Origin of the sequence: Streptomyces sp. Je 1-4 4N24, assembly GCF_026239515.1 — a bacterium.
Taxonomy (GTDB): domain Bacteria; phylum Actinomycetota; class Actinomycetes; order Streptomycetales; family Streptomycetaceae; genus Streptomyces; species Streptomyces nigrescens.
Map to the genome: position 1 here is coordinate 2,220,254 of NZ_CP110836.1, position 23,332 is coordinate 2,243,585.

At 69.4% G+C, this 23,332-nt stretch carries 18 protein-coding genes and 1 pseudogene; 9 read left to right on the forward strand and 10 right to left on the reverse strand.

What is annotated here, in order from left to right; genetic code table 11:
- Positions 1 to 135: 135 nt before the first annotated feature.
- The 5 genes from SLV14N_RS09435 to ngcE all read right to left on the reverse strand — a co-directional run bounded on the left by SLV14N_RS09435 (position 136) and on the right by ngcE (position 6,322).
- Entirely contained in the window at positions 136 to 1,230 is a 1,095-nt protein-coding gene (locus tag SLV14N_RS09435) for a substrate-binding domain-containing protein (RefSeq protein ID WP_259670201.1), read from the reverse strand.
- Between the two features lie 139 nt (positions 1,231 to 1,369).
- Positions 1,370 to 2,569: an ROK family transcriptional regulator gene (locus tag SLV14N_RS09440; protein WP_263269022.1), complete on the reverse strand. Its 1,200-nt coding sequence runs from the start codon at positions 2,567 to 2,569 to the stop codon at positions 1,370 to 1,372.
- A gap of 332 nt (positions 2,570 to 2,901) precedes the next feature.
- Positions 2,902 to 3,867, reverse strand: a complete 966-nt coding sequence (locus tag SLV14N_RS09445; RefSeq protein ID WP_208680543.1) for a carbohydrate ABC transporter permease — start codon at positions 3,865 to 3,867, stop codon at positions 2,902 to 2,904.
- Positions 3,867 to 4,790, reverse strand: coding sequence for a carbohydrate ABC transporter permease (locus SLV14N_RS09450; RefSeq protein WP_109893475.1), 924 nt, complete (start codon positions 4,788 to 4,790; stop codon positions 3,867 to 3,869). Before SLV14N_RS09450 ends, SLV14N_RS09445 begins: the two co-directional genes overlap by 1 nt.
- A gap of 89 nt (positions 4,791 to 4,879) precedes the next feature.
- Entirely contained in the window at positions 4,880 to 6,322 is a 1,443-nt protein-coding gene (gene ngcE / locus SLV14N_RS09455) for an N-acetylglucosamine/diacetylchitobiose ABC transporter substrate-binding protein (RefSeq protein WP_263269023.1), read from the reverse strand.
- A gap of 432 nt (positions 6,323 to 6,754) precedes the next feature.
- Here ngcE and SLV14N_RS09460 point away from each other — a divergent pair, with 432 nt between their 5' ends.
- Positions 6,755 to 10,162, forward strand: coding sequence for a GH92 family glycosyl hydrolase (locus SLV14N_RS09460; protein WP_263269024.1), 3,408 nt, complete (start codon positions 6,755 to 6,757; stop codon positions 10,160 to 10,162).
- 78 nt (positions 10,163 to 10,240) lie between these two features.
- Here SLV14N_RS09460 and acnA read toward each other — a convergent pair whose 3' ends face one another.
- Together acnA and SLV14N_RS09470 are read right to left on the reverse strand one after the other, a co-directional pair.
- Positions 10,241 to 12,955 carry an aconitate hydratase AcnA gene (acnA, locus tag SLV14N_RS09465; protein ID WP_269470881.1) on the reverse strand — a complete coding sequence of 905 codons (2,715 nt, stop codon included), beginning with the start codon at positions 12,953 to 12,955 and terminating at the stop codon, positions 10,241 to 10,243.
- Positions 12,956 to 13,233: 278 nt separating this feature from the next.
- Positions 13,234 to 13,863: a TetR/AcrR family transcriptional regulator gene (locus SLV14N_RS09470; RefSeq protein ID WP_263269025.1), complete on the reverse strand. Its 630-nt coding sequence runs from the start codon at positions 13,861 to 13,863 to the stop codon at positions 13,234 to 13,236.
- Positions 13,864 to 14,081: 218 nt separating this feature from the next.
- Between SLV14N_RS09470 and SLV14N_RS09475 the strand changes: the two genes are divergently transcribed.
- From SLV14N_RS09475 to SLV14N_RS09505, 7 genes and pseudogenes are all read left to right on the forward strand, one after another.
- Positions 14,082 to 14,825: a dienelactone hydrolase family protein gene (locus tag SLV14N_RS09475; protein ID WP_263269026.1), complete on the forward strand. Its 744-nt coding sequence runs from the start codon at positions 14,082 to 14,084 to the stop codon at positions 14,823 to 14,825.
- A 167-nt stretch (positions 14,826 to 14,992) separates the two neighbouring features.
- Positions 14,993 to 15,673: a HEAT repeat domain-containing protein gene (locus tag SLV14N_RS09480; protein WP_263269027.1), complete on the forward strand. Its 681-nt coding sequence runs from the start codon at positions 14,993 to 14,995 to the stop codon at positions 15,671 to 15,673.
- A gap of 6 nt (positions 15,674 to 15,679) precedes the next feature.
- Complete coding sequence (locus SLV14N_RS09485) at positions 15,680 to 16,789, forward strand: HEAT repeat domain-containing protein (RefSeq protein WP_208680549.1); 1,110 nt, start codon at positions 15,680 to 15,682, stop codon at positions 16,787 to 16,789.
- Positions 16,790 to 16,796: 7 nt separating this feature from the next.
- On the forward strand, positions 16,797 to 17,957 hold the full coding sequence (locus SLV14N_RS09490; RefSeq protein ID WP_263269028.1) for an SGNH/GDSL hydrolase family protein: 1,161 nt from the start codon (positions 16,797 to 16,799) through the stop codon (positions 17,955 to 17,957).
- A 215-nt stretch (positions 17,958 to 18,172) separates the two neighbouring features.
- Entirely contained in the window at positions 18,173 to 18,766 is a 594-nt protein-coding gene (locus SLV14N_RS09495) for a DinB family protein (protein WP_263269029.1), read from the forward strand.
- Between the two features lie 155 nt (positions 18,767 to 18,921).
- On the forward strand, positions 18,922 to 19,023 hold the full coding sequence (locus SLV14N_RS09500; RefSeq protein WP_259670203.1) for a RidA family protein: 102 nt from the start codon (positions 18,922 to 18,924) through the stop codon (positions 19,021 to 19,023).
- 11 nt (positions 19,024 to 19,034) lie between these two features.
- Positions 19,035 to 19,205: pseudogene (locus SLV14N_RS09505) on the forward strand (RNA polymerase subunit sigma-70); the annotation flags it as partial.
- A gap of 50 nt (positions 19,206 to 19,255) precedes the next feature.
- On the opposite strand, the gene SLV14N_RS09510 reads toward SLV14N_RS09505, so the two are convergent.
- Positions 19,256 to 20,080: a S16 family serine protease gene (locus SLV14N_RS09510; RefSeq protein ID WP_263269030.1), complete on the reverse strand. Its 825-nt coding sequence runs from the start codon at positions 20,078 to 20,080 to the stop codon at positions 19,256 to 19,258.
- Between the two features lie 319 nt (positions 20,081 to 20,399).
- Positions 20,400 to 21,326, reverse strand: a complete 927-nt coding sequence (locus SLV14N_RS09515; RefSeq protein ID WP_208680552.1) for a nucleotidyltransferase domain-containing protein — start codon at positions 21,324 to 21,326, stop codon at positions 20,400 to 20,402.
- A 120-nt stretch (positions 21,327 to 21,446) separates the two neighbouring features.
- On the opposite strand from SLV14N_RS09515, the gene SLV14N_RS09520 reads away from it, so the two are divergent.
- Positions 21,447 to 22,766, forward strand: a complete 1,320-nt coding sequence (locus tag SLV14N_RS09520) for an MFS transporter (protein ID WP_263269031.1) — start codon at positions 21,447 to 21,449, stop codon at positions 22,764 to 22,766.
- Positions 22,767 to 22,972: 206 nt separating this feature from the next.
- Here the strand turns inward: SLV14N_RS09520 and SLV14N_RS09525 are convergent, their stop codons facing one another.
- On the reverse strand, positions 22,973 to 23,332 hold the full coding sequence (locus SLV14N_RS09525) for a GntR family transcriptional regulator (protein ID WP_093648684.1): 360 nt from the start codon (positions 23,330 to 23,332) through the stop codon (positions 22,973 to 22,975).

The following is a 23,332-nucleotide window of genomic DNA, read 5'->3' on the forward strand; positions in this document are numbered from 1 at the left end:
GGGCCGCGGGGCGGTGCCGCGCGGCCCCGTCTGACCGGGGTCCTGGGGCCGGGGTTCGGGGACCGGGACCGGGGCGTGGAACCGGGGCCGGGGATCCGGCGCCGGGGGGGATCCGGGGCCGGAGGGCCCGTGGCCTTACTTGATGCCGGCCGCCTCGCAGGCCTTCTTGGCGTCGCCGGCGCAGATCTGGCTCGCCTTGTAGACCTTGTCCTTGAGGATCGTGGAGGCGATGTTGTCCTTGGTCACGATCTGCGCGTCGTACAGCTTGGCCGGGATGCCCTTGACCTCGCCGCTGAGGCTGTCGACCTTGGAGTCCGTCAGGGAGCCGATCTTCTCGCCCTTGAGCAGCTTGACCGCGATCTCGGCCGTGGAGTCGGCCTGCGGCTTGATCTGCTTGTAGATCGTGAACGCCTGGTCGCCCTTGAGGATCCGCTGCAGACCCGCGAGCTCGGCGTCCTGGCCGCCGACCGGGACCTCCACGCCCTTCTGCTTGAGGGCGGTGATGATGCCGCCGGCCATGCCGTCGTTGCCGGAGTAGACGCCCTGGAAGCCGTCCTTGCCGAGCGAGTCGAGGGCGGCGCTCATCTTCTTGTTGGCCTCGTCCGGCGACCAGTCCGGGATGTCCTGCTCGTAGGCGATCTTCTTGACCTGCTTGTCGAGGACGCTGTGGGCGCCCTTCTTGAAGAACGGCATGTTCGGGTCGGTCGGCGAACCGTTGATCATGACGACATTGCTGTCCTTGGCCTTGTCGCCGAGCGCCTTGACCAGCGCCTCGCCCTGCAGGCGGCCGATCTTCTCGTTGTCGTAGGACACGTAGGCGGAGATGTTGCCCTCGGCCAGCCGGTCGTACGCGACGACCTTCACGCCCTTCTTGGCGGCCTGGTTCACCCAGGACTTGGTGGCCTTGTAGTCGACCGCGTCCAGAATGATCACCTTCACGCCCTGGGTGATCAGCGCGTCGAACTGCTTCTTCTGGGTCTCGGTCTCCTGCGCCGCGTTGTTGTACTTCACCGTGCAGTCGCTGCACAGCGCCTTGATCTTCGCCTCCATGAGCGGGCGGTCGAAGGTCTCGTAACGCGTGGTCTTGTTCTCCGGCAGCAGCAGGCCGATCGTCTTGTTGTCGCCGCCGCCACCTTTGGCGCCGTCGCCGGCCTTGCCGCAGGCGGCCACGGAGAGCGCCATCGAGACGGCGGCTGTGCCTATGACGACGCGACGCGTCCAAACGTTCATGGGGGTGCCTCCCTGACGAGGCCGCGTCCTTGCGGCCGAGGTGGCTGGAAGTCAACTCGGCCGCCAGCCGACCGTCAAGGAGTAAATCCTTAACGAGATGACAACGGTGCCATGCGTTAGCTGTGTGAACTCGGCGCTCTTATGCCGGGGTCGGAGCGTCCGCGGTCTGCGCACCGTCGAGCAGGGTCGAATCGCCCATCTCGCTCAGCACCAGCGCCAGCGCGCCGAGCACCTCCGCACGGCCCCCGAGCGTGCCCGGGACGATCCCCAACTGCCGTGCCGCGCTGGGGATCGCGTAGCGCGAGACCGACTCACGGATCGGTGCGAGCACCAGCTCACCGGCCTCGGCGAGATCCCCGCCGAGCACCACCCTGCTGGGATTGAGCAGATTGCACAGGTTTGCCACACCACTCCCGATATAGCGCCCCACGTCCGCAATGACCCGGCGGCAGCCCGGGTCACCCTCGCGGGCCAGCTGGACCACCCGCGACATGGTCAGATCGGGCCCGTGGCTCGGCTGCAGCAGCGGGAGGACGTACCGGGCCGCGGTGAAGGTCTCCAGACAGCCACGGTTTCCGCAGCGGCACACCGGACCGGCCTCGTCCAGCGTGATGTGCCCGATCTCGCCCGCCGTGCCGCCCGGCCCGCGGTAGATCTGCCCGCTGATCACCAGCCCGGCGCCGACACCGCTGGCGACCTTGATGTACGCCAGGTCGGAGGCCCCGCGGCCGCCGCCCCACACCAGCTCGCCCAGCGCGCCGAGGTTGGCGTCGTTGTCGACGTGGACGGGCACCCCGAGGCGCCCCGACAGCTCCTGACCGGGGTTCGTCCCCGTCCAGCCCGGCAGGATCGCCGTGGAGCCGAGCGTCCCGGATTCGACGTCGATGGGCCCCGGCACGCCCAGGCCGACGCCGACGACCTTGCCGGCATCGATCCCGGTGGCCGCGATCAGCCGGTTGACCAGCTGTTCCGCCCGGTCGAAGCCCTCCGCGGCGGAGGCGTCCACATCGATCGGCTCGGCTTCCTCGGCGAGCACCTGGTGGGCGAGGTTGCCGACCGCCACCCGCAGATGGGAATGCCCGAAATCGACCCCTACGACGATGCCCGCGTCGCCGGAGAGCGAGACACTGCGCGCCCGCCGCCCGCCCGCCGAGGTCGGCGTCACCTCAACGGTTCCGCCGTCCTTCAACTCGCGAACGATGTTGGAAACGGTGGCCGCGGACAGCCCCGTGCTCCGGGCGATCTCCGCCTGCGTGAGAGAGCCCGCCATACGCACCGCGCGCACGACCCGCTCCAGATTGGCCCGGTGCAGCGAGGACTGCGACCCCGGAGTCTCCATCGACTCATCCACTCCCGTCTGGGGCCGGGGGTGCCTCCCAGCGGAAGCTGGGGAGGCACGACGACCGCCCGCCGACCGCACCCACGTCCTCGGGGGGCGGCCATCGATTCAACATGTGAACCCTAAGCAGAACGCCAGCCGGGAAGTCTCGTCAAGGCGTTGAGCCCGGCATGATCGGATAGCGCCTGATCCGGGCACCCGGGGATGCGGCCCCGCCCGCAGCGGAGCTGCCCCGGGACGCCTGCTCGGCGGTACGCCAAGGTGGCGCAAATCTTTCGCCGGACCGTCGGCCGCCGGACGGGCTCGTGGCCTGGGCCGGCACCCCCACTCCCCTACTTCAGTGCGCCGGCGGTCAGACCGGCCACCACCTGCCGCTGGAAGATGATGTACGCGGCGAGCACCGGCAGCATCGCGATCGTCAGCCCGGCGAACAGACCGGACCAGTCCCCCTTGTAGCCCTGACTCACCGCCAGCGCCACCAGCCCCTGGGTCAGCATCTTCCTGTCCGGGTCACCGACGTTGAGCACCGTCGGCAGCAGGTACTGGTTCCACTGCCCGAGGAAGTTGAAGATCCCGACGCTGATCAGGCCGGGCTTGGCCATCGGCAGCATCACCTGGAAGAAGGTGCGGGTGTGCGAGGCACCGTCGATGAGCGCCGCCTCGCCCACCGAGGTCGGCAGCGTCTTGAAGAACCCGCTGAGGAAGAAGACCGTGAACGGCAGCGAGTAGGCGATATAGACCAGGATCAGCCCGTGGTAGGTGTCCAGCAGCGCCATGTTCTTCATGACGAAGAACAGCGGGACCAGCGCCAGGATGACCGGGAATCCCATGCCGCCGACGAACAGGAAGTACAGAAAGCGGTTACCCGGGAAGTCGAAGCGGGCCAGCACATACGCCGCCATCGACCCCAGCAGCATCGTGCCGATCAGCGAACCGCCCACGACGATCAGCGAGTTGAGGAAGTACTGGCCCATGTGCGCCTTGTCCCAGGCGCGGGCCCAGTTGTCGAAGTGCAGGACCGACGGCAGTCCCCAGGGCGAGCCGAAGATCTCGGTGTCGTCCTTGAAGGAGTTCACCACCGCCCACAGCAGCGGCATGGTGACCAACAGGCCCCAGATCACCAGGACTCCGTGCGAGAAGACATTGAGGACCCTGCCCTCGCCGCTTCCGCCGCCGGAGCCGGCGCCGCCCTTGCGTCCCTGTCCGCCGCGCGGGCCGGGAATCCGCGAGGCGCCCGGAGACGGTGGGTGCTCCTTCGTCACCCCCGGGAGGTCCGCGGGGTCTGTCTGCGCACTCATCAGAACTCCAGTCGCTCGCGCCGTCCCAGCCGCATGACGACGGCCGAGAAGATGAGGGTCACGATCAGCAGGGAAACGCCGATGGCGGTCGCATATCCGGCCTGACCGTCGCGGAAGGTCTTCTGGTACACGTACAGCGGAAGGACCTCGGTCGAATAGTCGGGACCGCCCGGACCGACGCTCATGATCTGCACGAAGGCGAAGGCCGACACGTCCAGGGCGAGAATGCCCATATAGATCCAGCCGGTCTGGACGGTGTCCCACAGCAGCGGCAGGGTGATCCGGAAGAACGTGTTGAAGCGGTTCGCGCCGTCCAGCAGCGCGGCCTCGTAGAAGTCCTTCGGGATGGAGCTCATACCCGCCGAGAAGAGCACCACATAGAAGCCGACATTGGCCCACACCATCGCGGCCATCACACACCACAGGGCGATCTGCGGATCCCCCAGCCAGTCCGGCTGCACATTGTCGAGCCCGACCGCGTCGAAGAAGGCGTTGAGCGCGCCGCTCTCCGGGTTGTAGGCGAACTGGAACAGCAGCGCGACGATCGGGACCGAGAGCACCTGCGGGAAGAAGTAGAGGATTTTATAGGTGCCCGAGCCGCGCACCCCGCCGATGACCGCCTTCTTCCGGCGACGGCCACCGACGTTGAGCATGAAGGCGAAGAAGAGCCCGAGCGAGAGCGTCACCACCGGCAGGAGCAGCAACAACGTCACACTGTTGCCCACGGCGGACCAGAAGACATCGTCCTGGAAGAGGCGCGCATAGTTGTCGAGGCCGACCATCTTCATGTCCGGACTCAGCCCGGTCCAGTCCGTGAAGGAGTAGTAAATGGCCTGCACGAAGGGCGAGATCACGAAGATCGCGTAAATCGCCAGCGGGAGGACCAAGAACCCCGCGATGAAACGGTACTTACCGTGTTTCATGACTACCGATCCCGTTCTCTCCCTGCGTGTGCCGCCGCCGGTGACGCGCCCCCAGCCCATGCCGGGAGATAACCCCACGAACTTCTCGGTCAGCGCTTGTACTTCTTCACGCTGGAGTCGTCGCGGGTGTCGTCCGCGTACTTCTGGATCTTCTTGATGGCCTCGTCGGGAGTCAGCCGGCCGGCCATCATCTCGCCCAGCGCACCGACCCCGATCCGCTCCTTCTGGAGCGCCACATACCAGTCCTGCATCCGCGGATTGACGATGTTCTGCCCGGCCTTCTCCAGCGCCACCTGCGCCGATGCCAGGCCCGGCGGGAGCTTCAGCCCCTCGGTGCCGCCGTTGAGCGAGGTGAGGGAGGAGACCTGCCGGATGAAGTTCTGCGAGGACTTCTTGCTGAGCATGATGCGCAGCAGCTCCATCCCGCCCTCGGCGTTACGGGCCTTCCTGGGCACGATGTACGGCTCGCCGCCCGAGGCCCAGATCGTGCCGTAGGGCATCTTGTCGGAGTCCGACAGGCTGGACGGGGCGCCGACCGCGAGACCGAAGTTCGGGTTCTTCGCGATCTGCTTGGCCGACTCGTTCTCCACCCAGGAACCGTTGGGGATGAACAGCGCCTTCCCGTCGGCCCATGCCTTCTGCGACTGGAGGTGGTCCAGCCCGGGCGAGCCCTTGAGGACATAGCCCTTCTTGTAGAGCTCGTAGTAGGCGTCGAATGCCGCCTTGACCGCCGGGTCCTTCCAGGCGTTCGGCTCCAGATTGTCGATCTTCCGCAGGACCTCCGCACCACCGATCTTGGCGATGAACGGGTAGAGGCTGAAGGGAAGGTAGTACGGGTACTTGCCCGGGTACGTCCAGCCCGCGACGCCCTTCTTCTTGGCCTTCGCGCACAGGGCCAGCATGTCGTCCCAGGTCTCCGGATACTCCGCGTCCAGCTTCTGCAGATTGCTCTTGGAGTACCAGACGCCGTAGACCGTGTACGCGTAGTAGAGAATCCAGGTTTCCTCGCCGCCGAACTGACCCATTTCGACGACGCCGGGGCGCAGGGTGTCCCGCACCTTTTTGTTCGGGTCGTCGACCGAGGGAGCGTCGAGGAGCGCCGAGAGGTCGGTCAGCTGGTCCTTGCCCACCAGCGTGCCGAAGTCCATCTGTTCCGCACCGGAGTTGTCGACGAGGTCAGGGGGATTTCCGCCGTTGAAGCGCGGCTGCAGCGTCGACTGGATCTTCTGGGTCGACGAGAGCTTCACCTTGCCGTCGGCCTTAGGGAAGGCCTTGAGGTACTCGCTCTGGGCGTCCTTGGCGTACTTGTCGCCGAATCCGCCGTCGAAGATGACGACATCGAGGCCGGCCGACTCATTGACCGCGAGCGGATTCTTGGCCGACTTCTTTCCCTTTTCGACCTTGTTGTCGCTGTCGCTGCCGCCGCCGCTCGCACACGCCGACAGCATTCCCATGGCTGGTACGGCGACGATCCCCAGAGCCGCGGCTCGCTTGACCAGATCGCGACGGTTGAATGCAGAGGTGGATCCCATGCTCAAGTCCTCGCCTTCTTCAGGACTCAGGCGGTGTACCGGAGCCACCCCGGCACCGCGGGTCAGATGAAGCTGAGTTGTACGGGATGTGCACCGGGCGCGCTAGGGAAATGCGGGGCAGTCATGCGTTCCCGCCTTCCCCCCGGATCCGCGGCCTGGGTCGTACGGCCGGTCGGACGCGACAGGTATAGTCCACTTCCGGCCGCAGGGGCAAGATCGAATGCAGGGTTGGAAGGCAGTCTTTCCCTAGTTGAGACCTCCCCGGTATGCGCGGATTCGCCCGGCCGCCATCCACCGGGCCACCCGGCGGCACGACCGGCGCACCGATCCCAGCGCCACCCTTGACACCAAAGGCCCCACGCACCTTACTTATCTCTGTTCATCTGGCGTCAGGTAACTGACAACGATGTCAATCTCGTTGAGAGGGCTCGCGTGCGGCTCAGACACCGGCACAGTCCACTGCGGGGGATCGCCCGCCCCGCCGCCCTCGCGGCGGCCGCTCTGCTCGTCATCACCGTGCCCGGCCCGGCCCAGGCCGCGCCGCCCCAACCGCCCCAGGGATCAACGGAGTTCCGCTCCTCCTTCGAACCCGGCGAACCGCAGCCGGACTGGACCGACACCGTCGACACCGGCCCCGACGGAAAGCCCCGGACCTCCGGCGTCACCCCGGAGACCACCCCGGCGGCACCCGGGATGAACACCGGGACCGACACCGGCCCCCGCGACTCCCCCACCGCCAAGGCCCACGCCGGCTTCACCGGAGGGCATGCGCTGCGCTACGCCGGCACTCACTCCGCACCCGGCCGCGGCTACTCGTACAACAAGATCTTCGACGTCAATGTTCCGGTCACCGCGGCCACTTCGCTCTCGTACAAGATCTTCCCCGAGATGGCGAAGAGCGATCCGGCCTACCCGGCGACCCATGCCGCCGTCGATCTGGCCTTCACCGACGGGACATACCTCAGCGAGCTGTCCGCCGTCGACCAGCACGGCACGCCGCTGACGCCCCGGGGCCAGGCCGCCTCCAAGACGCTCTACGTCAATCAGTGGAACAACCGGGAAGCGCGGATCGGCGCGGTCGCCGCTGGCAAGACCGTCGACCGGATCCTGGTCGGCTATGACGCGCCGGAGACACCGCGGACCGCACCGGCCTTCCGCGGCTGGGTCGATGACCTCGCCCTCGCGCCCAAGGCACCGGACACACCGCTCGACCGTCTCTCCGACTACGCCGTCACCACCCGCGGCACGCTCTCCAGCGGCAGCTTCTCGCGCGGCAACACCTTCCCCGCCACCGCCGTCCCCAACGGCTTCAACTTCTGGACCCCGGTCACCAACGCGGGCTCCGCCGACTGGCTCTACGAGTACGCGCGGAAGAACAACGCCGACAATCTCCCCACCCTCCAGGCGTTCAGCGCCAGCCATGAGCCCAGCCCGTGGATGGGTGACCGGCAGACCTTCCAGGTCATGCCGTCCGTCGCGGCCGGCACCCCGGACGCCTCGCGCACCGGCCGTGCACTGCCGTTCCACCACGCCAACGAGACCGCCAAGCCGCACTACTACGGCGTGACCTTCGACAACGGCCTCAAGACGGAGATCACCCCCACCGACCATGCCGCGCTGATGCGCTTCACCTTCCCCGGCGACCGGGCGAGCCTGATCTTCGACAACGTCAACAACAAGGGCGGACTCAGCCTGGACACCGGGCGCGGGGTCGTCACCGGCTTCTCGGACGTCAAGAGCGGACTGTCCGTCGGCGCCACCCGGCTGTTCGTCTACGGGGTCTTCGACGCTCCGGTCACCGGCGGCGGCAGGCTGGAAGGCGGGGGCGGCAAGGATGTCACCGGCTATCTCCGCTTCCGGCCCGGGGCGGACCGCACGGTGACCATGCGGATCGCGACCTCGCTCGTCAGCGTGGACCAGGCGAAGGCGAATCTGGCCCGGGAGATCCCCGACGGCGCGACCTTCGCCGGCATCAAGGACCGGGCGCAGTCGCAGTGGGACGACCTGCTCGGCCGGATCGAGGTCGAAGGCGCGAGCCGCGATCAGCTCACCACCCTCTACTCCAACCTCTACCGCCTCTACCTCTACCCCAACTCCGGCTTCGAACAGGTCGGTTCGCGCAGCCGCTACGCCAGCCCGTTCTCGCCGCAGGTCGGCCAGGACACCCCGACACACACCGGCTCGAAGATCGTCGACGGTGAGGTGTACGTCAACAACGGCTTCTGGGACACCTACCGGACCACCTGGCCCGCCTATTCGCTCCTCACCCCGAAACGCGCGGGGAAAATGGTCGACGGCTTCGTCCAGCAGTACAAGGACGGCGGCTGGATCTCCCGTTGGTCCTCGCCCGGCTATGCGGACCTGATGACCGGGACGAGTTCCGATGTGGCGTTCGCCGACGCCTATGCCAAGGGCGTGGAATTCGACGCCGAGGCGGCCTATGCCGCGGCCGTCAAGAACGCCACCGTCGCCCCGCCGCAGCCCGGAGTCGGCCGCAAGGGCATGGCCACCGCGCCCTTCCTCGGCTATACGAGCACCGATACCCGTGAGGGCATGTCCTGGGCGCTGGAGGGCTACCTCAACGACTTCGGTATCGCCCGTATGGGCAAGGCGCTGTACGAGAAGACCAAAAAACCCCGCTACAAGGAAGAATCAGCCTATTTCCTGGGCCGCGCCCAGAATTACGTCAAGCTCTTCGACCGCAAGGTCGGCTTCTTCCAGGGCAAGGACTCCCGGGGCAACTGGCGGCTGCCGCCCGGCACGTTCGACCCCCGGGTCTGGGGCCACGACTACACCGAGACCAACGCCTGGACCTTCGCCTTCACCGCGCCGCAGGACACCCGGGGCCTGGCCAACCTCTACGGCGGCCGCGCCGCCCTGGCCAAGAAGCTGGACGCGTACTTCTCCACCCCGGAGACCGCGTCCAAGGAATTCGCCGGATCCTACGGCGACGTGATCCATGAAATGACCGAGGCCCGCGACACCCGGATGGGCATGTACGGGCACAGCAATCAGCCCTCGCATCACATCGCCTATGTCTATGACGCGGCCGGCCGGCCCTGGAAGGCCCAGGAAAAGGTCCGCGAGGCGATGTCCCGGCTCTACCTCGGCAGCGAGATCGGCCAGGGGTACCCGGGCGACGAGGACAACGGTGAGATGTCCGCGTGGTACGTCTTCAGCGCGCTCGGCTTCTATCCGCTGGTGATGGGCCAGGGCGAATACGCGGTGGGCTCACCCCTCTTCACCAAGGCCACGGTCCACCTGGAGAACGGCCGCGATCTCACCGTCAACGCCCCGCGCAACAACGCGCGCAATGTCTATGTCCAAGGCCTCCGGGTGAACGGCAAAGCCTGGAATTCCACCGCACTTCCGCACCGGCTCCTCGCCCGCGGCGGCACGCTGGACTTCACCATGGGCGACCGCCCGTCCGCCTGGGGCACCGGAGCGCACGCCGCTCCGACGTCCCTCACCCGGGACGACAAGGTGCCCACACCGCCGGCCGATGTGACCGACCCGGCGACCGGCCCGCTCTTCGACAACACCTCGGGCAGCTCGGCCGCACTGACCGGGACCCCGGTGGACCTCACCCGCCCCGCGCGGGTGACGTCGTACACCCTCACCTCGGCGGACCGTGCCACCGCGCCGGTCGGCTGGACGCTGGAGGGCTCCCCGGACGGGAAGCGGTGGACACGGCTGGACCACCGCGACGGGGAGTCCTTCGCCTGGGACCACCAGACCCGCGTCTTCGGCATCGGCGACCCGGGCAGCTATCGGCACTACCGGCTGGTGCCCGACGGCCCGGGGACCCTCGCCGAGATCGAGCTGCTCGGGGCGCCCTGACCCCGTCGCCCCGTGACGCCGGACGGGCCGCACCCCCTCGGTCGAGGGAGTGCGGCCCGTCCTGATGCCCTGGGGGACTTACTTGCGGATCAGCGAGCGCAGCACGTACTGCATGATGCCGCCGTTGCGGTAGTAGTCCGCCTCGCCGGGGGTGTCGATGCGCACGACCGCGTCGAACTCGACACCGCTGTCCGTGGTCACCTTGACGGTGCGCGGCGTGGTGCCCTCGTTCAGCTCGGTCACGCCGGAGAAGGAGAAGCTCTCCTCACCGGTCAGGCCGAGGGACTCGGCGGACGCGCCCTCCGGGAACTGCAGCGGCAGGACGCCCATGCCGATGAGGTTCGAGCGGTGGATGCGCTCGTAGGACTCGGCGATGACGGCCTTGACGCCGAGCAGCGCGGTGCCCTTGGCCGCCCAGTCACGGGACGAGCCGGAGCCGTACTCCTTGCCGGCCAGGATGACCAGCGGGGTGCCGGCGGCCTGGTAGTTCTGCGAGGCGTCGTAGATGAACGAGACCGGCGCGCCGTCCTGGGTGAAGTCGCGGGTGTAGCCGCCCTCGGTGCCCGGCGCGATCTGGTTGCGCAGACGGATGTTGGCGAAGGTGCCGCGGATCATGACCTCGTGGTTACCACGGCGCGAGCCGTAGGAGTTGAAGTCACGACGCTCGACGCCGTGCTCGGTGAGGTACTGGCCGGCCGGGGTGTCGGCCTTGATCGCACCGGCCGGGGAGATGTGGTCGGTGGTGACCGAGTCGCCCAGCTTGGCCAGCACCCGGGCGCCGGTGATGTCGGAGACCGGGGTGGTCTCCATCGTCATGCCCTCGAAGTACGGGGGCTTGCGCACGTAGGTGGACTGCGGGTCCCACTCGAAGGTGTTGCCGGTCGGGATCGACAGCGCCTGCCACTGGGCGTCGCCCGCGAAGACGTCCTGGTAGGACTTGTTGAACATGTCCTCGCCGATGGCGTTGGCCACGACGTCGTTGACCTCGGCCTCGGTCGGCCAGATGTCCTTGAGGTAGACCGGGTTGCCCTCGGTGTCGGTGCCGAGCGCGTCCTGGGTGATGTTCACCTTCATGGAACCCGCGAGGGCGTACGCGACGACCAGCGGCGGGGACGCCAGGTAGTTCATCTTGACGTCGGGGTTGATCCGGCCCTCGAAGTTGCGGTTGCCGGAGAGCACCGAGGTGACGGCCAGGTCGTGCTCGTTGACGGCCTTGGAGACCTCCTCCGGCAGCGGGCCGGAGTTGCCGATGCAGGTGGTGCAGCCGTAGCCGACGAGGTTGAAGCCGACCTTGTCGAGGTACGGGGTCAGACCGGCCTTGTCGAAGTAGTCGGTGACGACCTTCGAGCCCGGGGCGAGGGTGGTCTTGACCCACGGCTTGCGGGTCAGGCCCTTCTCCACGGCCTTCTTCGCGACCAGCGCGGCGGCGACCATGACGTACGGGTTCGAGGTGTTGGTGCAGGAGGTGATGGCCGCGACCGTCACCGCACCGTGGTCGATCTCGTAGGTCGAGCCGTCGGGGGCGGTGACCGTGGTCGGGCGGGTCGGCACGCCGTCGGCGGCGGCCGGGGAGTCGGAGGCCGGGAAGGACTCCTCGCCGGCCTCGTCGGCGTCGGAGACGTAGTTGAGGACGTCGCGCTCGAACTGGGTGGCGGCCTCGGCGAGGACGATGCGGTCCTGCGGGCGCTTCGGACCGGCGATCGACGGGACGACCGTCGACAGGTCCAGCTCCAGCTTCTCGGAGAAGTCGGGCTCGGCGGCCGGGTCGAGCCAGAGGCCCTGCTCCTTGGCGTACGCCTCGACGAGCGCGAGCTGCTGCTCGCTGCGGCCGGTCAGCTTCAGGTACTTGATGGTCTCGTCGTCGATCGGGAAGATCGCGGCGGTGGAGCCGAACTCCGGCGACATGTTGCCGATGGTGGCGCGGTTGGCCAACGAGGTGGCGGCGACGCCCTCACCGTAGAACTCGACGAACTTGCCGACGACGCCGTGCTTGCGCAGCATCTCGGTGATGGTCAGCACGAGGTCGGTGGCGGTGGTGCCGGGCTTCAGCTCACCGGTCAGCTTGAAGCCGACGACGCGCGGGATGAGCATGGAGACCGGCTGGCCGAGCATCGCAGCCTCGGCCTCGATGCCGCCGACGCCCCAGCCCAGCACACCGAGGCCGTTGACCATGGTGGTGTGCGAGTCGGTGCCGACGAGGGTGTCGGGGTAGGCCTGGCCGTTGCGGACCATGACCGTACGGGCCAGGTGCTCGATGTTGACCTGGTGCACGATGCCGGTGCCGGGCGGGACGACCTTGAACTCGTCGAAGGCGGTCTGGCCCCAGCGCAGGAACTGGTAGCGCTCCTTGTTGCGGCCGTACTCCAGCTCCACGTTCTGGCCGAAGGCGTCCTTCGTACCGAACTTGTCGGCGATGACGGAGTGGTCGATGACCAGCTCGGCCGGCGCCAGCGGGTTGATCTTCGCCGGGTCGCCGCCGAGCTCCTTGACGGCCTCACGCATGGTGGCGAGGTCGACCACACAGGGCACGCCGGTGAAGTCCTGCATGATCACGCGGGCCGGCGTGAACTGGATCTCCTGGCTGGGCTGGGCCTGCGAGTCCCAGCCGCCGAGCGCCCGGATGTGGTCGGCGGTGATGTTCGCGCCGTCCTCGGTGCGGAGCAGGTTCTCCAGCAGCACCTTCAGGCTGTACGGAAGACGGGCGGACCCCTCTACCTTGTCCAGCTTGAAGATCTCGTACGACTCGTCGCCCACCTGCAGCGTGCTGCGGGCGTCGAAGCTGTTCGCCGACACGACAGTCTCCTTCATGCATGAATTCGCGCGTACCACCGCAATGCTGCCGTCACCGTCCTTGCCCCATCCGCTAAGGTGGGCCTAAGTTAGGTATGCCTTACTTGCGCGGCAGCGGTACGCCTCTCGGCAGATATCTCGATGTCGAGATAACTCTAGTACATCGTTGCGGCCTGGTCATGCCCTGACCGGGATGACCGCGGTCACTGCCGGACCGTCGATCAGACCCCGGGAGCGGAAGGTGTGGCCGCACCGAAGGAAGTGCTTGACGCGAGGACGCATCACCGCGGCGCGTATCCCTGCAGGAAGGCCCGTACGCCCGATTCGATGATCGCGCCCTCCGCCTCCTCCGAGAGCGGCAACGCCCCGTGGACGCTCCGGTCGTCGATCTCGGCCACCGTCAGCAGCAGCAAATGGCGGGCCGCCCGCGCCGGATCGTCCGCCGTGAGCAGCCCGTCGGCGGCCAGCCGCTCGAACCGCTCGGCCACCGCCTCGACCGCCCGCTGCGGTCCGCTTCGCCGCCAGGCCGTGAGGAACTCCTCCGGCACATGGGCACTCTCGACCCGCATCTGCCGGACGACCGCGAAGTGATCGGAGAACCGGTGCAACGGGGCGACCCAGGCCCGGACGAACTCGACGAGGTCCTGCTCCAGGTCGGCCGCGGTCACCTTGTGCAGCCGCCGGTCGATCGCGTCGAGACGCGCCTCGACGACCGTTTCCGAGCCCTCGACCACCACGGCCCGGAAGAGCTGGGCCTTGCCACCGGGGAAGTGGTTGTAGATCGTGCGGGTGGAGACCCCGGCCTCCTTGGCGATCGAATCGATACTCGTGCGCGTATAGCCGTCGCGCCCGAAGACCTTGCGCGCGCCCTGCACGATGGCCGCCCGCTTCTCCGCCATGCCCTGCCTCATGGGTGACTTCCCTCTCTGCCGCTGCCGCCCTGGTCAAGGTATCCACCCGAAGAAAAGGTACAACGGGCATTGCATCTGTTGCCATGCACGTTGTACTTTACTCTGCGTGACGACGCACGCGAACCGGACGGAGCCACCTGGCCACGGTCGGCCGGGCTCCCGGCGTCGAGTGAGTTGCTGACAAGAGTCGAGTGAGTTGCTGACAAGAAAGGAAGAGCTTGCCCACCAAGACACTGCAGATTCCCACCGCGGACGGCCGGGCCGACGCCTTCGCCGCCTTCCCCGACCACGGCGAGCGGCACCCCGGGGTGCTGATGTACGCGGACGCCTTCGGCATCCGGCCCGCGCTGCGGGAGATGGCCCTCGAACTGGCCGAGCACGGGTACTACGTACTCGTCCCCAACTTCTTCTACCGGCACGGCCCGGCACCGCTGATCGAACTTCCCGAGCACATCGGAGAAGAGGCCCGGCCCGCGCTCGTCGCCCAGCTGATGCCCCTGATCGAGGCGCACACCGCCGAACGCGTCCTGAGCGACGCCGACGCCTACCTCAGGTTCCTCACCAGCCGGCCCGAGGTCGGCGCCGGACCGGTCGCGGTGACCGGCTACTGCATAGGCGGCCTGCTGGCGATGCGCACCACCGCGGCCCACCCCGGCCAGGTGGCCGCCGTCGCCAACTTCCACGGCCCCGTGGGCGCCGACGGGCCCGACAGCCACCGACTCCTCTCCAAGCTCACCGCCCAGGTCCACCTCGGCCACGCCGAAACGGACATCACGCCCGAGGCCCTCGGCGAGCTCAACGCGGCCCTGGACGCCGCGGGTGTCGACTACACCTCCGAGATCTACCCCGGCACCCTCCACGGCTTCACCATGTCCGACACCGACGCCTTCAACTCCGCCGCACTGCAGCGCCACTGGGACCGCCTGCTCCCCCTCCTCGACCGCACCCTGACCAACAACTGAGGCTCCGGCTCGGAAACCAAGCCTGAAGGGCACGGCTTCGAAGTCCTCGGCCCACACGCCGGCCGCACAGCAGCGGCAGGGTCCTGGTGAGCTCGCGGCCTGGCTCCGCTTGACCTTGACACCGTGACAAGGTCTTCACTGGCGTCAAGGAGGTGGTCCGGACGGCCATGCAGAAACAGGACACGGACAAGGACACGGACACGGACACGATGCGGGCTCTCCAGGGGCTGGAGGACAGCCGATCGTCGGTGCGGCTGCGGGCAGCGCTGGCGGTCGGCACGACCCCTGACCCACAGTTCATCGACAAACTCATCGAACGATGCGCGAGCGAGCCCGAGTTCTACGTGCGCGAAATGCTGACCTGGGCACTCACCCGCCACTCACCATCGATGACGGTTCCGGAGCTTCTCCATGAAGTCCGCTCGGAGCGTGCGCAGGCACGAAGCCAGGCGTTGCACACGCTGTCCAAGATCGGGGATCGGCAGGCGTGGCCGGCGATCACCCGGGCGCTGCTGTCCGACGCCGACGAGGAGGTGGCGCGGAGCGCTTGGCGGGCAGCGGCCGTGCTCGTGCCCGAAGGCGAAGAGCCCGAGTTGGCCGCAGTGTTGGTGACACAGCTCGGGCGCGGCGAACGGGAGACGCAACTGAGCCTGAGCCGGGCGCTGATCGCGCTCGGAGAGGTGATGCTGCCGACCCTGCGCCCGGCGATGACGGATGTCGACCCTCGTGTGCGGGCGCACGCGATCGCCACGGAACGGCTGTTGCGCGATCCGGATGCGGGTTTCGAGTTCGCGATCGAAGAGGCGAAGCGCGTCGTGGCCCTCGGCAGGACCGGCCAGGAGGGGTGAGAGGCAGTGTTGATCGGTGAGGTGGCACGACGGTCGGGGGTCAGCGCCCGCATGCTCAGGCATTACGACTCGCTCGGCCTGGTGCGGCCCACGGGACGTACCGACGGTGGCTATCGGGAGTACTCCGGCGAGGACATCCGGCGGATCTTCCATATCGAGAGCCTGCGGTCATTGGGGCTGTCGCTGCGTGACGTCAGCCGCGCGCTCGGTGATCCCGGCTTCACGCCCTCGGAGCTCGTCGACGACCTCATCCGTCAGACGCGAGAACGCATCGCAGGGGAAACGGAGTTGCTCACGCGACTCCGTCGGATCGGTACCGCGGAACCCGCCGGCTGGGAGGACGTCCTCCAGATCGTTGCCCTCCTCCAGGCGTTGGGGTCGAAGAGCGCCGGGACGCGCCAGCGCGCGGCCCTGTACTCCGTGGAAGAGGTGGGGATCCCAGTGGAAGCACTGGTCGAGGCAGCGCTGAACGAGACGGACGAGAACGTCGCCGGAGCCCTTCGATGGGCCTTGGCGCAATCGGGCGAGGGCGCACTGACGCTGCTGGCGGAGGGCCTCGGCTCACCGGTGGCCGAGGTACGGAAACGTGCCGTCCGGTCCCTCGCTGAGATTCCGAACGGTGAAGCGACCGCACTGCTGCAGGACGCCCTCGTGAACCCCGACCTCGTGGTCCGCAGGTATGCAGCGCTGGCGCTCGGGGCACGTGAAGTGGCCGATGCGGTCCCGACGCTCATCGATATGGTCGTCGAGGACTCGAATGACGTCGATGCAGCCGATGCACTGAGCACACTGGCGAGTGACCCCGCGTTGGCGGAGCGGATCGCCACCGGGCTCCTTGACTGCCTCGCCCGCGACACCGTTGCCTCGTCTGCCCGGCGACGGCTGACACAGGCGCTCGCGGACATCCCGGGAAGCACCGCCTCACGTGCCCTCGCGGAGCTGTCCCATGACGAAGACCGTGTCGTTGCGCTTACTGCGGCCTACATTCTCGGGATACGCGAGTCTCATCGACGCGGCCACCATGCACGATCGAAGGTTGCTGCGGGTGGTGAGGGACCGGCGGCTGCCGCCGCGCATCCGGAGCTTGGAGTACGGGACCTGGGACAGGAGCGGTGAGGGGACGATGAAGGCAGTTCAGCTGGTGGGCGGGCCGGTGGAGTTACGGGGTGCGCTGGACCTGGAGGTCACGGAGGCGGGGGTGATGCCGCGCCGGTTGCCCGCATGGACCAAGGAGCAGTATCAGGACCCGTCGGTCTACGGGGTGACCGTGATGCCTTCGGGCGTGCGGCTGGTGTTCCGTACCGATGCGCGTGCGCTGGAGTTCGAGGTGCTGACCTCTACGGGGCAGCTCGACACCGAGCCCCGGCCCCGTCCGACCGGGATGCTGGAACTGCTGGTGGACGGCGCCCCGGCCGGGCGCCGGCAAGCGCCGGTGGGCAATGTGCTGCTGATGGCGGGCCCCGGGACCGTACAGCGAGTGATCCCGGGCGAGCCGGGGACCGTACGGTTCGCCGGGCTGCCGGCCGGTATGAAGCAGATCGAGCTGTGGCTGCCGCAGCAGACCCCCACGGAGCTGGTGGCACTGCGCGCCGACGGCGAGGTGCTGGCGCCGCTGCCGGACGGGCGGCGCCGCTGGGTGCACCACGGCAGTTCCGTCAGCCACTGCCTCGAGGCGGACGGCCCGACCGGCACCTGGCCGGTGGTGGCGGCCGCGCTCGGGGGCGTGGAGGTGATCAACCTCAGCCAGGCGGGCAACGCGCTGCTGGATCCCTATGTGGCCCGGACGATCCGCGATATGCCCGCCGATCTGATCAGCCTCAAGACCGGCATCAACATCGTGAGCCTGGCCGCCTTCCGGCTGCGGACGTTCGGCCCGGCCGTACACGGATTCCTGGACACGATCCGGGACGGGCACCCGGACACCCCGCTGCTGCTGATGTCCCCCGTGAGCTGTCCGGCCCTGGAGGAGACGCCCGGTCCGACCGCGACGGGCCCGGACGGGAAGCTCACCGCCCTGGGCGACCCGGCCGAGGTGGCAGGTGGGGCGTTGTCGCTGACGGTGGTCCGTGCCGAGCTGGCCCGGATCGTGGCGGCCCGGCAGGCACACGATCCCCACCTGCACTATCTCGACGGACGCGAGCTGCTCGGCCCGAACGAGACGGATGACCTGGCCGACGGCCTGCACCCCGGCGCCGCCGCGTACCGCCGGATGGGCAGGCGCTTCGCCGCCCACGCCTTCGCGGACGAGGGTCCCTTTCACGGAAGCGGTGCCGAACCCGGGTGACCGGCGCGGGCCACCCGGGTGCCTGGTAACCGGGCACCGGGCACCGGGCACCGGCAACATGGAGCCGGTCTCAAGTGGCCCGTCCGCTGCGGTCGTTGCGTCACCTGACCCGGTTCGCCGCGAGCGGGGACAAAACAGCAAGGGACAAACGGCAGGGGCAAAGCAGCAGGGACAAAAACGGTGGACAGAGACCACGCGAACCGCAGACTTGACCCATGACCGCATCGGGCCCCAAGGCCGACCTTCACCGCTACCTGCAGTCCGCCCGCGATGCCCTGCTGTGGAAGCTCGAAGGGCTCTCGGAGTACGACATCCGCCGCCCGCTGACACCGACCGGCACCAACCTCCTGGGCCTGGTGAAACACGTGGCGAGCGTGGAGCTGGGCTACCTCGGCGACACCTTCGGACGGCCGTCCGGCGAGCCGCTGCCCTGGCTTGAGGACGGCGCTGAGCCCAACGCGGACATGTGGGCCACCGCCGACGAGTCACGCGAGCAGATGGTGGGGCTCTACCGCCGGGCGTGGGCACACGCGGACGCGACGATCGACGCGCTGGCGCTGGACACCATCGGCAGGGTGCCGTGGTGGCCGAGCGACAAGGACGAGGTGACGTTGCATCATGCCGTGGTGCGCGTGATCGCCGATACGCACCGGCACGCGGGGCACGCCGATGTCCTCCGGGAACTCATGGACGGTGCCGTGGGGATGAACAAGGGCAACGACAGCATGCCGCCGGCCGACTCGGCGTGGTGGGAGAACTACCGAAGCCGGCTGGAGCGTGCGGCACGGGAAGCCGACCGAGGCGCATAACTCCGGGCCGGAGGGCATCGCGGGTTCCTCGCGCTCGGAGTGCTGTGGCGGCGGCCGGGCGGCCTCCCTCAACATCCGGAATCTTGCCAGCCCGCTGGAGTCGGCGTCCTGCACCCTGGACGACGTGGTCAAGCTGACGGTCTGTCTGACCGACCTTGGCAGACCTGCCGGCGTTCCACCGCGTACGGGACGAGTACCAGGACGCGCGGCGCCCGCCGGCCTGCTCGCTGGTCCAGGTCGCCGGCCTGGTCCAGTGACATCCGTCAGTCTCGCCGGCCGCGCCCGCCGCCGGGTCCAGGGCGCCGCCCCGGCCCCGGACACCGATCTCGCGCGCCGGCGGGAGGTGGTCGATGCCGTCCTCACCGCCTCGCGCGGCGGTGACTTCGAGGGGCTGCTCGCGGTCGTCGACCCGGATGTCGTGCTCCACGCCGACGCCGGTGGTACGCCCGAGGGGCTGTCGAGGGCGGGAACGGGGCGGAGCGGCCGGGTTCAGCAGCCGGGGACCGGGCCGCCCTTCGCCAGTGCGCGCAGCGCCTGCACCGCACCCTTGAGGGTGCTGACGGGGACCAGCCGCAGCCCCTCCGGGGCGGGCCGCACCTGCGCGCACTCCGCCTTCGGCACGAGGAAGACGCTCGCCCCGTCGCGGCGGGCCGCCTGCATCTTGAGCGGTGCCCCGCCGACCGCGCCCACCGTTCCGTCGGCGTCGATCGTCCCCGTGCCGGCGATGGTGCGGCCGCCGGTGAGATCGCCGCCGCTGCCGTCACCGGCCAGCTTGTCGACGATGCCGAGCGAGAACATCAGTCCGGCGCTGGGCCCGCCCACATCGTCGAGCCGCAGCCGGACCTTCACCCGGTCCGGGTCCCGGTGCAGAAAGCGGAGCGCGGCCGTGGTCGCGGCCCGCTGCGAGGACTTCATCTCCGCGACGTTGTGCTGCGCGATCTCCGCATCGGACATACCGGAGGGAAAGACCGCCTCCAGGGGCATCACCGCACGGTCCTTGCGGAACCACCCCTCGATCACGTCCCCCGCGCGGATACCGGCGTCCGGCGCGGTCGCCTGGATCGCCACCATCCGCAGCTGCCCGGAGGTCTTGCGCACCGCGGCGCCGGTCGGCGAGATGACCTCCCCGCCGCCGTGCGCACCCAGCACATCCGTGGTCTGGCCCGGCCGCGCCACCGAGTACGGCAGCGGCGCGAACCCCGCGACGGCCAGCAGCGCCACAACGGGCACGGCGCCGAACGCGAGGGCACGGGGGCGCGAGAGGATGCGGCGGCGGGCCGGGGTTCCGGTGCGGGAGGGGCGCAGGGTCGTCACCCCGCAAATCTAGGGCAGGGCAATTGTCCGGCTTCATCCGACCCGGCATGGCCGCCTCGCGGGTGTGTCGGGGGTCCGGCTGACCTATCCTCCCGCCTCCCACGGCGAGTTCATGCCGCGCCGGTCGAAGCACCCACAGTTCGGGCCTCTTTGAGGGGCGGGCCGCCACCACACACCAGGCGAGCGGACCCGCCGCCGCTTCGATACGCCACTCCCCCGTTTGCCGCACGCACGCCGAAGGGTCGTACACGAGTGGCTCGTTGGACACCGGACGCCAGACACCGGGCACCCGACACCGGACCGGGCTTTCGGACGATGGTCAGCCAGGTGGGGCCGGAAAGGTGTGACCGTACGTCGCCAGCGTGCGATCGATGGCCGGGCCGAGGAACGCCCGGGTCAGGTCGGCGCGGCGGGCGAGCCGGGCGGAGGGGCGAGCAGGGCCGGCGTGCGGCGGAGGCGGTGCCGCGGGCCCGTAGCGGCGGTGTCTGATGTCGGCGATGACCTCGTCCGGGGCGCCGAGTTCACCGAGGACGGCCAGCGCCTCGCCCTTGCTGATGAGCGTGCCGTCGCGGAGGGTCACCGTGGCGCGGGCCAGGGTCAGCAGGCCGAGGTCGACCCAGATGTCCTGGAGCCACTCTTCCGGCTCGTCCAGGGCGGGCCGCCAGAAGTCCCTCAGGTCGGTGCGGATGAACGTGGCGAGCTCCGCGTCGGTCACCGGCGGGAGGAGGGCGGTGGGGGCGTCGCCGTACAGGACGCTTCCGAACGTGTGGAGTTCGCGTCGGGTGACCGGAGTGACCGTGCGGCGCTTGAGCTCCCGGTGGGCCCAGGTGAGGTGGATATGTGCGGGGTCGGCCGTCTCGTCGGCCGCCAGGTAGCTGCAGTGCAGCTTCGCGGCGAGGGGCTCGGTCCGGTCCAGGGCCGCGTGGAGCTCGCCCAGTTGCCGTTCCTCCTCCGGCGTACACGGACGGTCGACGATCGCGATCAGGTCGAGATCACTGCGGCCCTGCTGGTAGTCGCCGCCGGCGAGGGAGCCGTGTGCCCAGAGCGCCCGGAGCGGGAGCCGGGGCCGGAGGGCGGCCAGAAAGCGGTCCAGGAGGTGGGCGGTTGCCCGGTCGGTGGCCGGCCGGGCAGGGGTGGCACGGTCAGGGGTGTCGCGGTCGGCGGGGGTCCGTTCACCGGTGGCTTCGGCGGCCGCCCCGGGCGGGGCGGGCTCGGGGAGCGGGGCGGGCCCGGGGGTGGAGGTCATGACCACAGTCTGGCCCTCATATGAAGGCGGCGGCAGGTGGCGGCCCCGCGCACCGCACATTCCCGGCCGATGTACGGAGTTCCGCGCGCGGCACGGACATCCGGCTCCTACGCTGACGCCGTGACGGCCACTCCGGAACCCGCGCCCGCCTGCCCGTCCCCGCCCGCCGCCACCGCCCCGCCATCTGCCGACCCGCCCCTCTGGCGCGACCGCCGGTTCGTCCTGCTGGCTGCCGCCCGCACCATCTCGGTCCTCGGGAACGGCTTCGCCCGGGTGGCGCTGTCCTTCGCGGTGCTGGCGCTGCCGGGGGCGGGTCCCGGGCAGCTGTCGCTGGTGCTGGCCTGTCAGGCGGTGCCCCAGCTGGTGTTCGTCCTCGCCGGCGGGGTGATGGCGGACCGGATGTCGCGCTCCCGGCTGATGATCGTCACCGATCTCGTCGGCGCCGCCGCCTACGCCGGTCTCGCCGCCATGGTGCTGACCGGGCATGCCCCCTTGCTGGCGCTCTGCGCACTGGCGGCCCTGGCGGGAACGGCCACCGCGCTGTTCTCCCCCGCGATGGACGGCGTCATTCCGCTGCTCGTCCCCGCCGGACGGCTGCAGCGGGCGAACGGACTGCTGCGGGTCGGTATGAACAGCTCGATGCTGCTGGGGCTCGCGCTGTCCGGTGTGGCCGTCGCCGTCGTCGGCGCGGGCTGGGCCCTGGCGCTCAATGCCGCGTCGTTCGTGGTGAGCGCGCTGCTGATCCGGGGCCTCCGGCTGCCCGCGCGGGCCCGTACGGGGCCCTCGGGGTGGGCCGATCTGCGGGACGGCTGGCGGGAGTTCGCCGGACGGCAGTGGCTGTGGGTGGTCGTCGCGCAGTACTCGGTGGTCGTCGCCGCGCTCAATGCCAATGCCGGAGTGCTGGGTCCGCTGGTGGCCGAGAACGAGCTGGGCGGGGCACGCTCCTGGTCACTGATCGTCGCCGCGCAGGCGCTGGGCACCATCACGGGCGCCGGGCTGGCCGCCCGTATCCGGGTGCGCCGGCCGGTGCTGATCGCGGTGCTGTCCACCTTCCCGCTGGCCCTCCCGATCGCGCTGCTCGCCGTGCGGGCGCCGGTGCCGTGGATCGCGCCGGCCATGTTCGGTTCGGGTATCGCCGCCGACATCTTCGGTGTGCTGTGGGCGACCACCATCCAGCGCGAGGTCCCTGAGGCGGCGCTGTCCCGCGTCAGCTCGTACGACTGGTTCGGCTCACTGGCCTTCGCGCCGCTCGGCCTGCTGATCGCCGGGCCGGTCGCGGCACGGACCGGCGTCGGCCCTGCCCTCGCCGGCTGCGCCGCGCTGATCGTCCTCGCCTCGGCCGCCGCCCTGCTCTCCCCTCAGGTACGCGGCGTACGCGCAGCGGGGCCGGCTCCGACGGGCGAGGAGAGGGACGAGCACGGAGCCGAGCGGCCCCGCTGAAGTCCGGTGCGGTGGGGTGGGGTGGGGCGGGGTGGCGTCCCGAAGGGCGCGGGGAACTGCTCGACCGGCCACGACGCAGCCACAGCCGCAGCCGCATGACGCCAGCTCTCAGCGCTTCCCGCGAAGCGCTCGGCAGTGCGGCAGCGCTGCGGAACCTCAGCAGCGCTGCGGAACCTCGACGGTGAGGTGACATTGCCCGCTTCGCCTTACCGTCCCGCGAGCCCCACCCGCACCACCGTCACGATCTCCTCGTCGGAGAGCCCCAGCTTGCGGGCCTCGGCGATCAGCCGCTCCGCGGTTTCCCCGAGACGGGCGCGGGCGGGGGCGGCCCCACCGATGACCACCGCACCGCGGCCGCGGCGGAGTTCGATCAGCCCCTCCTCCTTGAGGCGCTGATAGCCGCGCAGCACGGTATGGACGTTCACGCCGAGGGACGCGGCGAGCTCGCGGGCGGCCGGCAGCCGCTCCCCGGTGTCCACCGTGCCGTCGGCGATGGCACCGCGGACCGAGGCCGCGATCTGGTCGCCGAGCGGGACGGACGACCCGGGGTCCACCCGGAAGAGCAC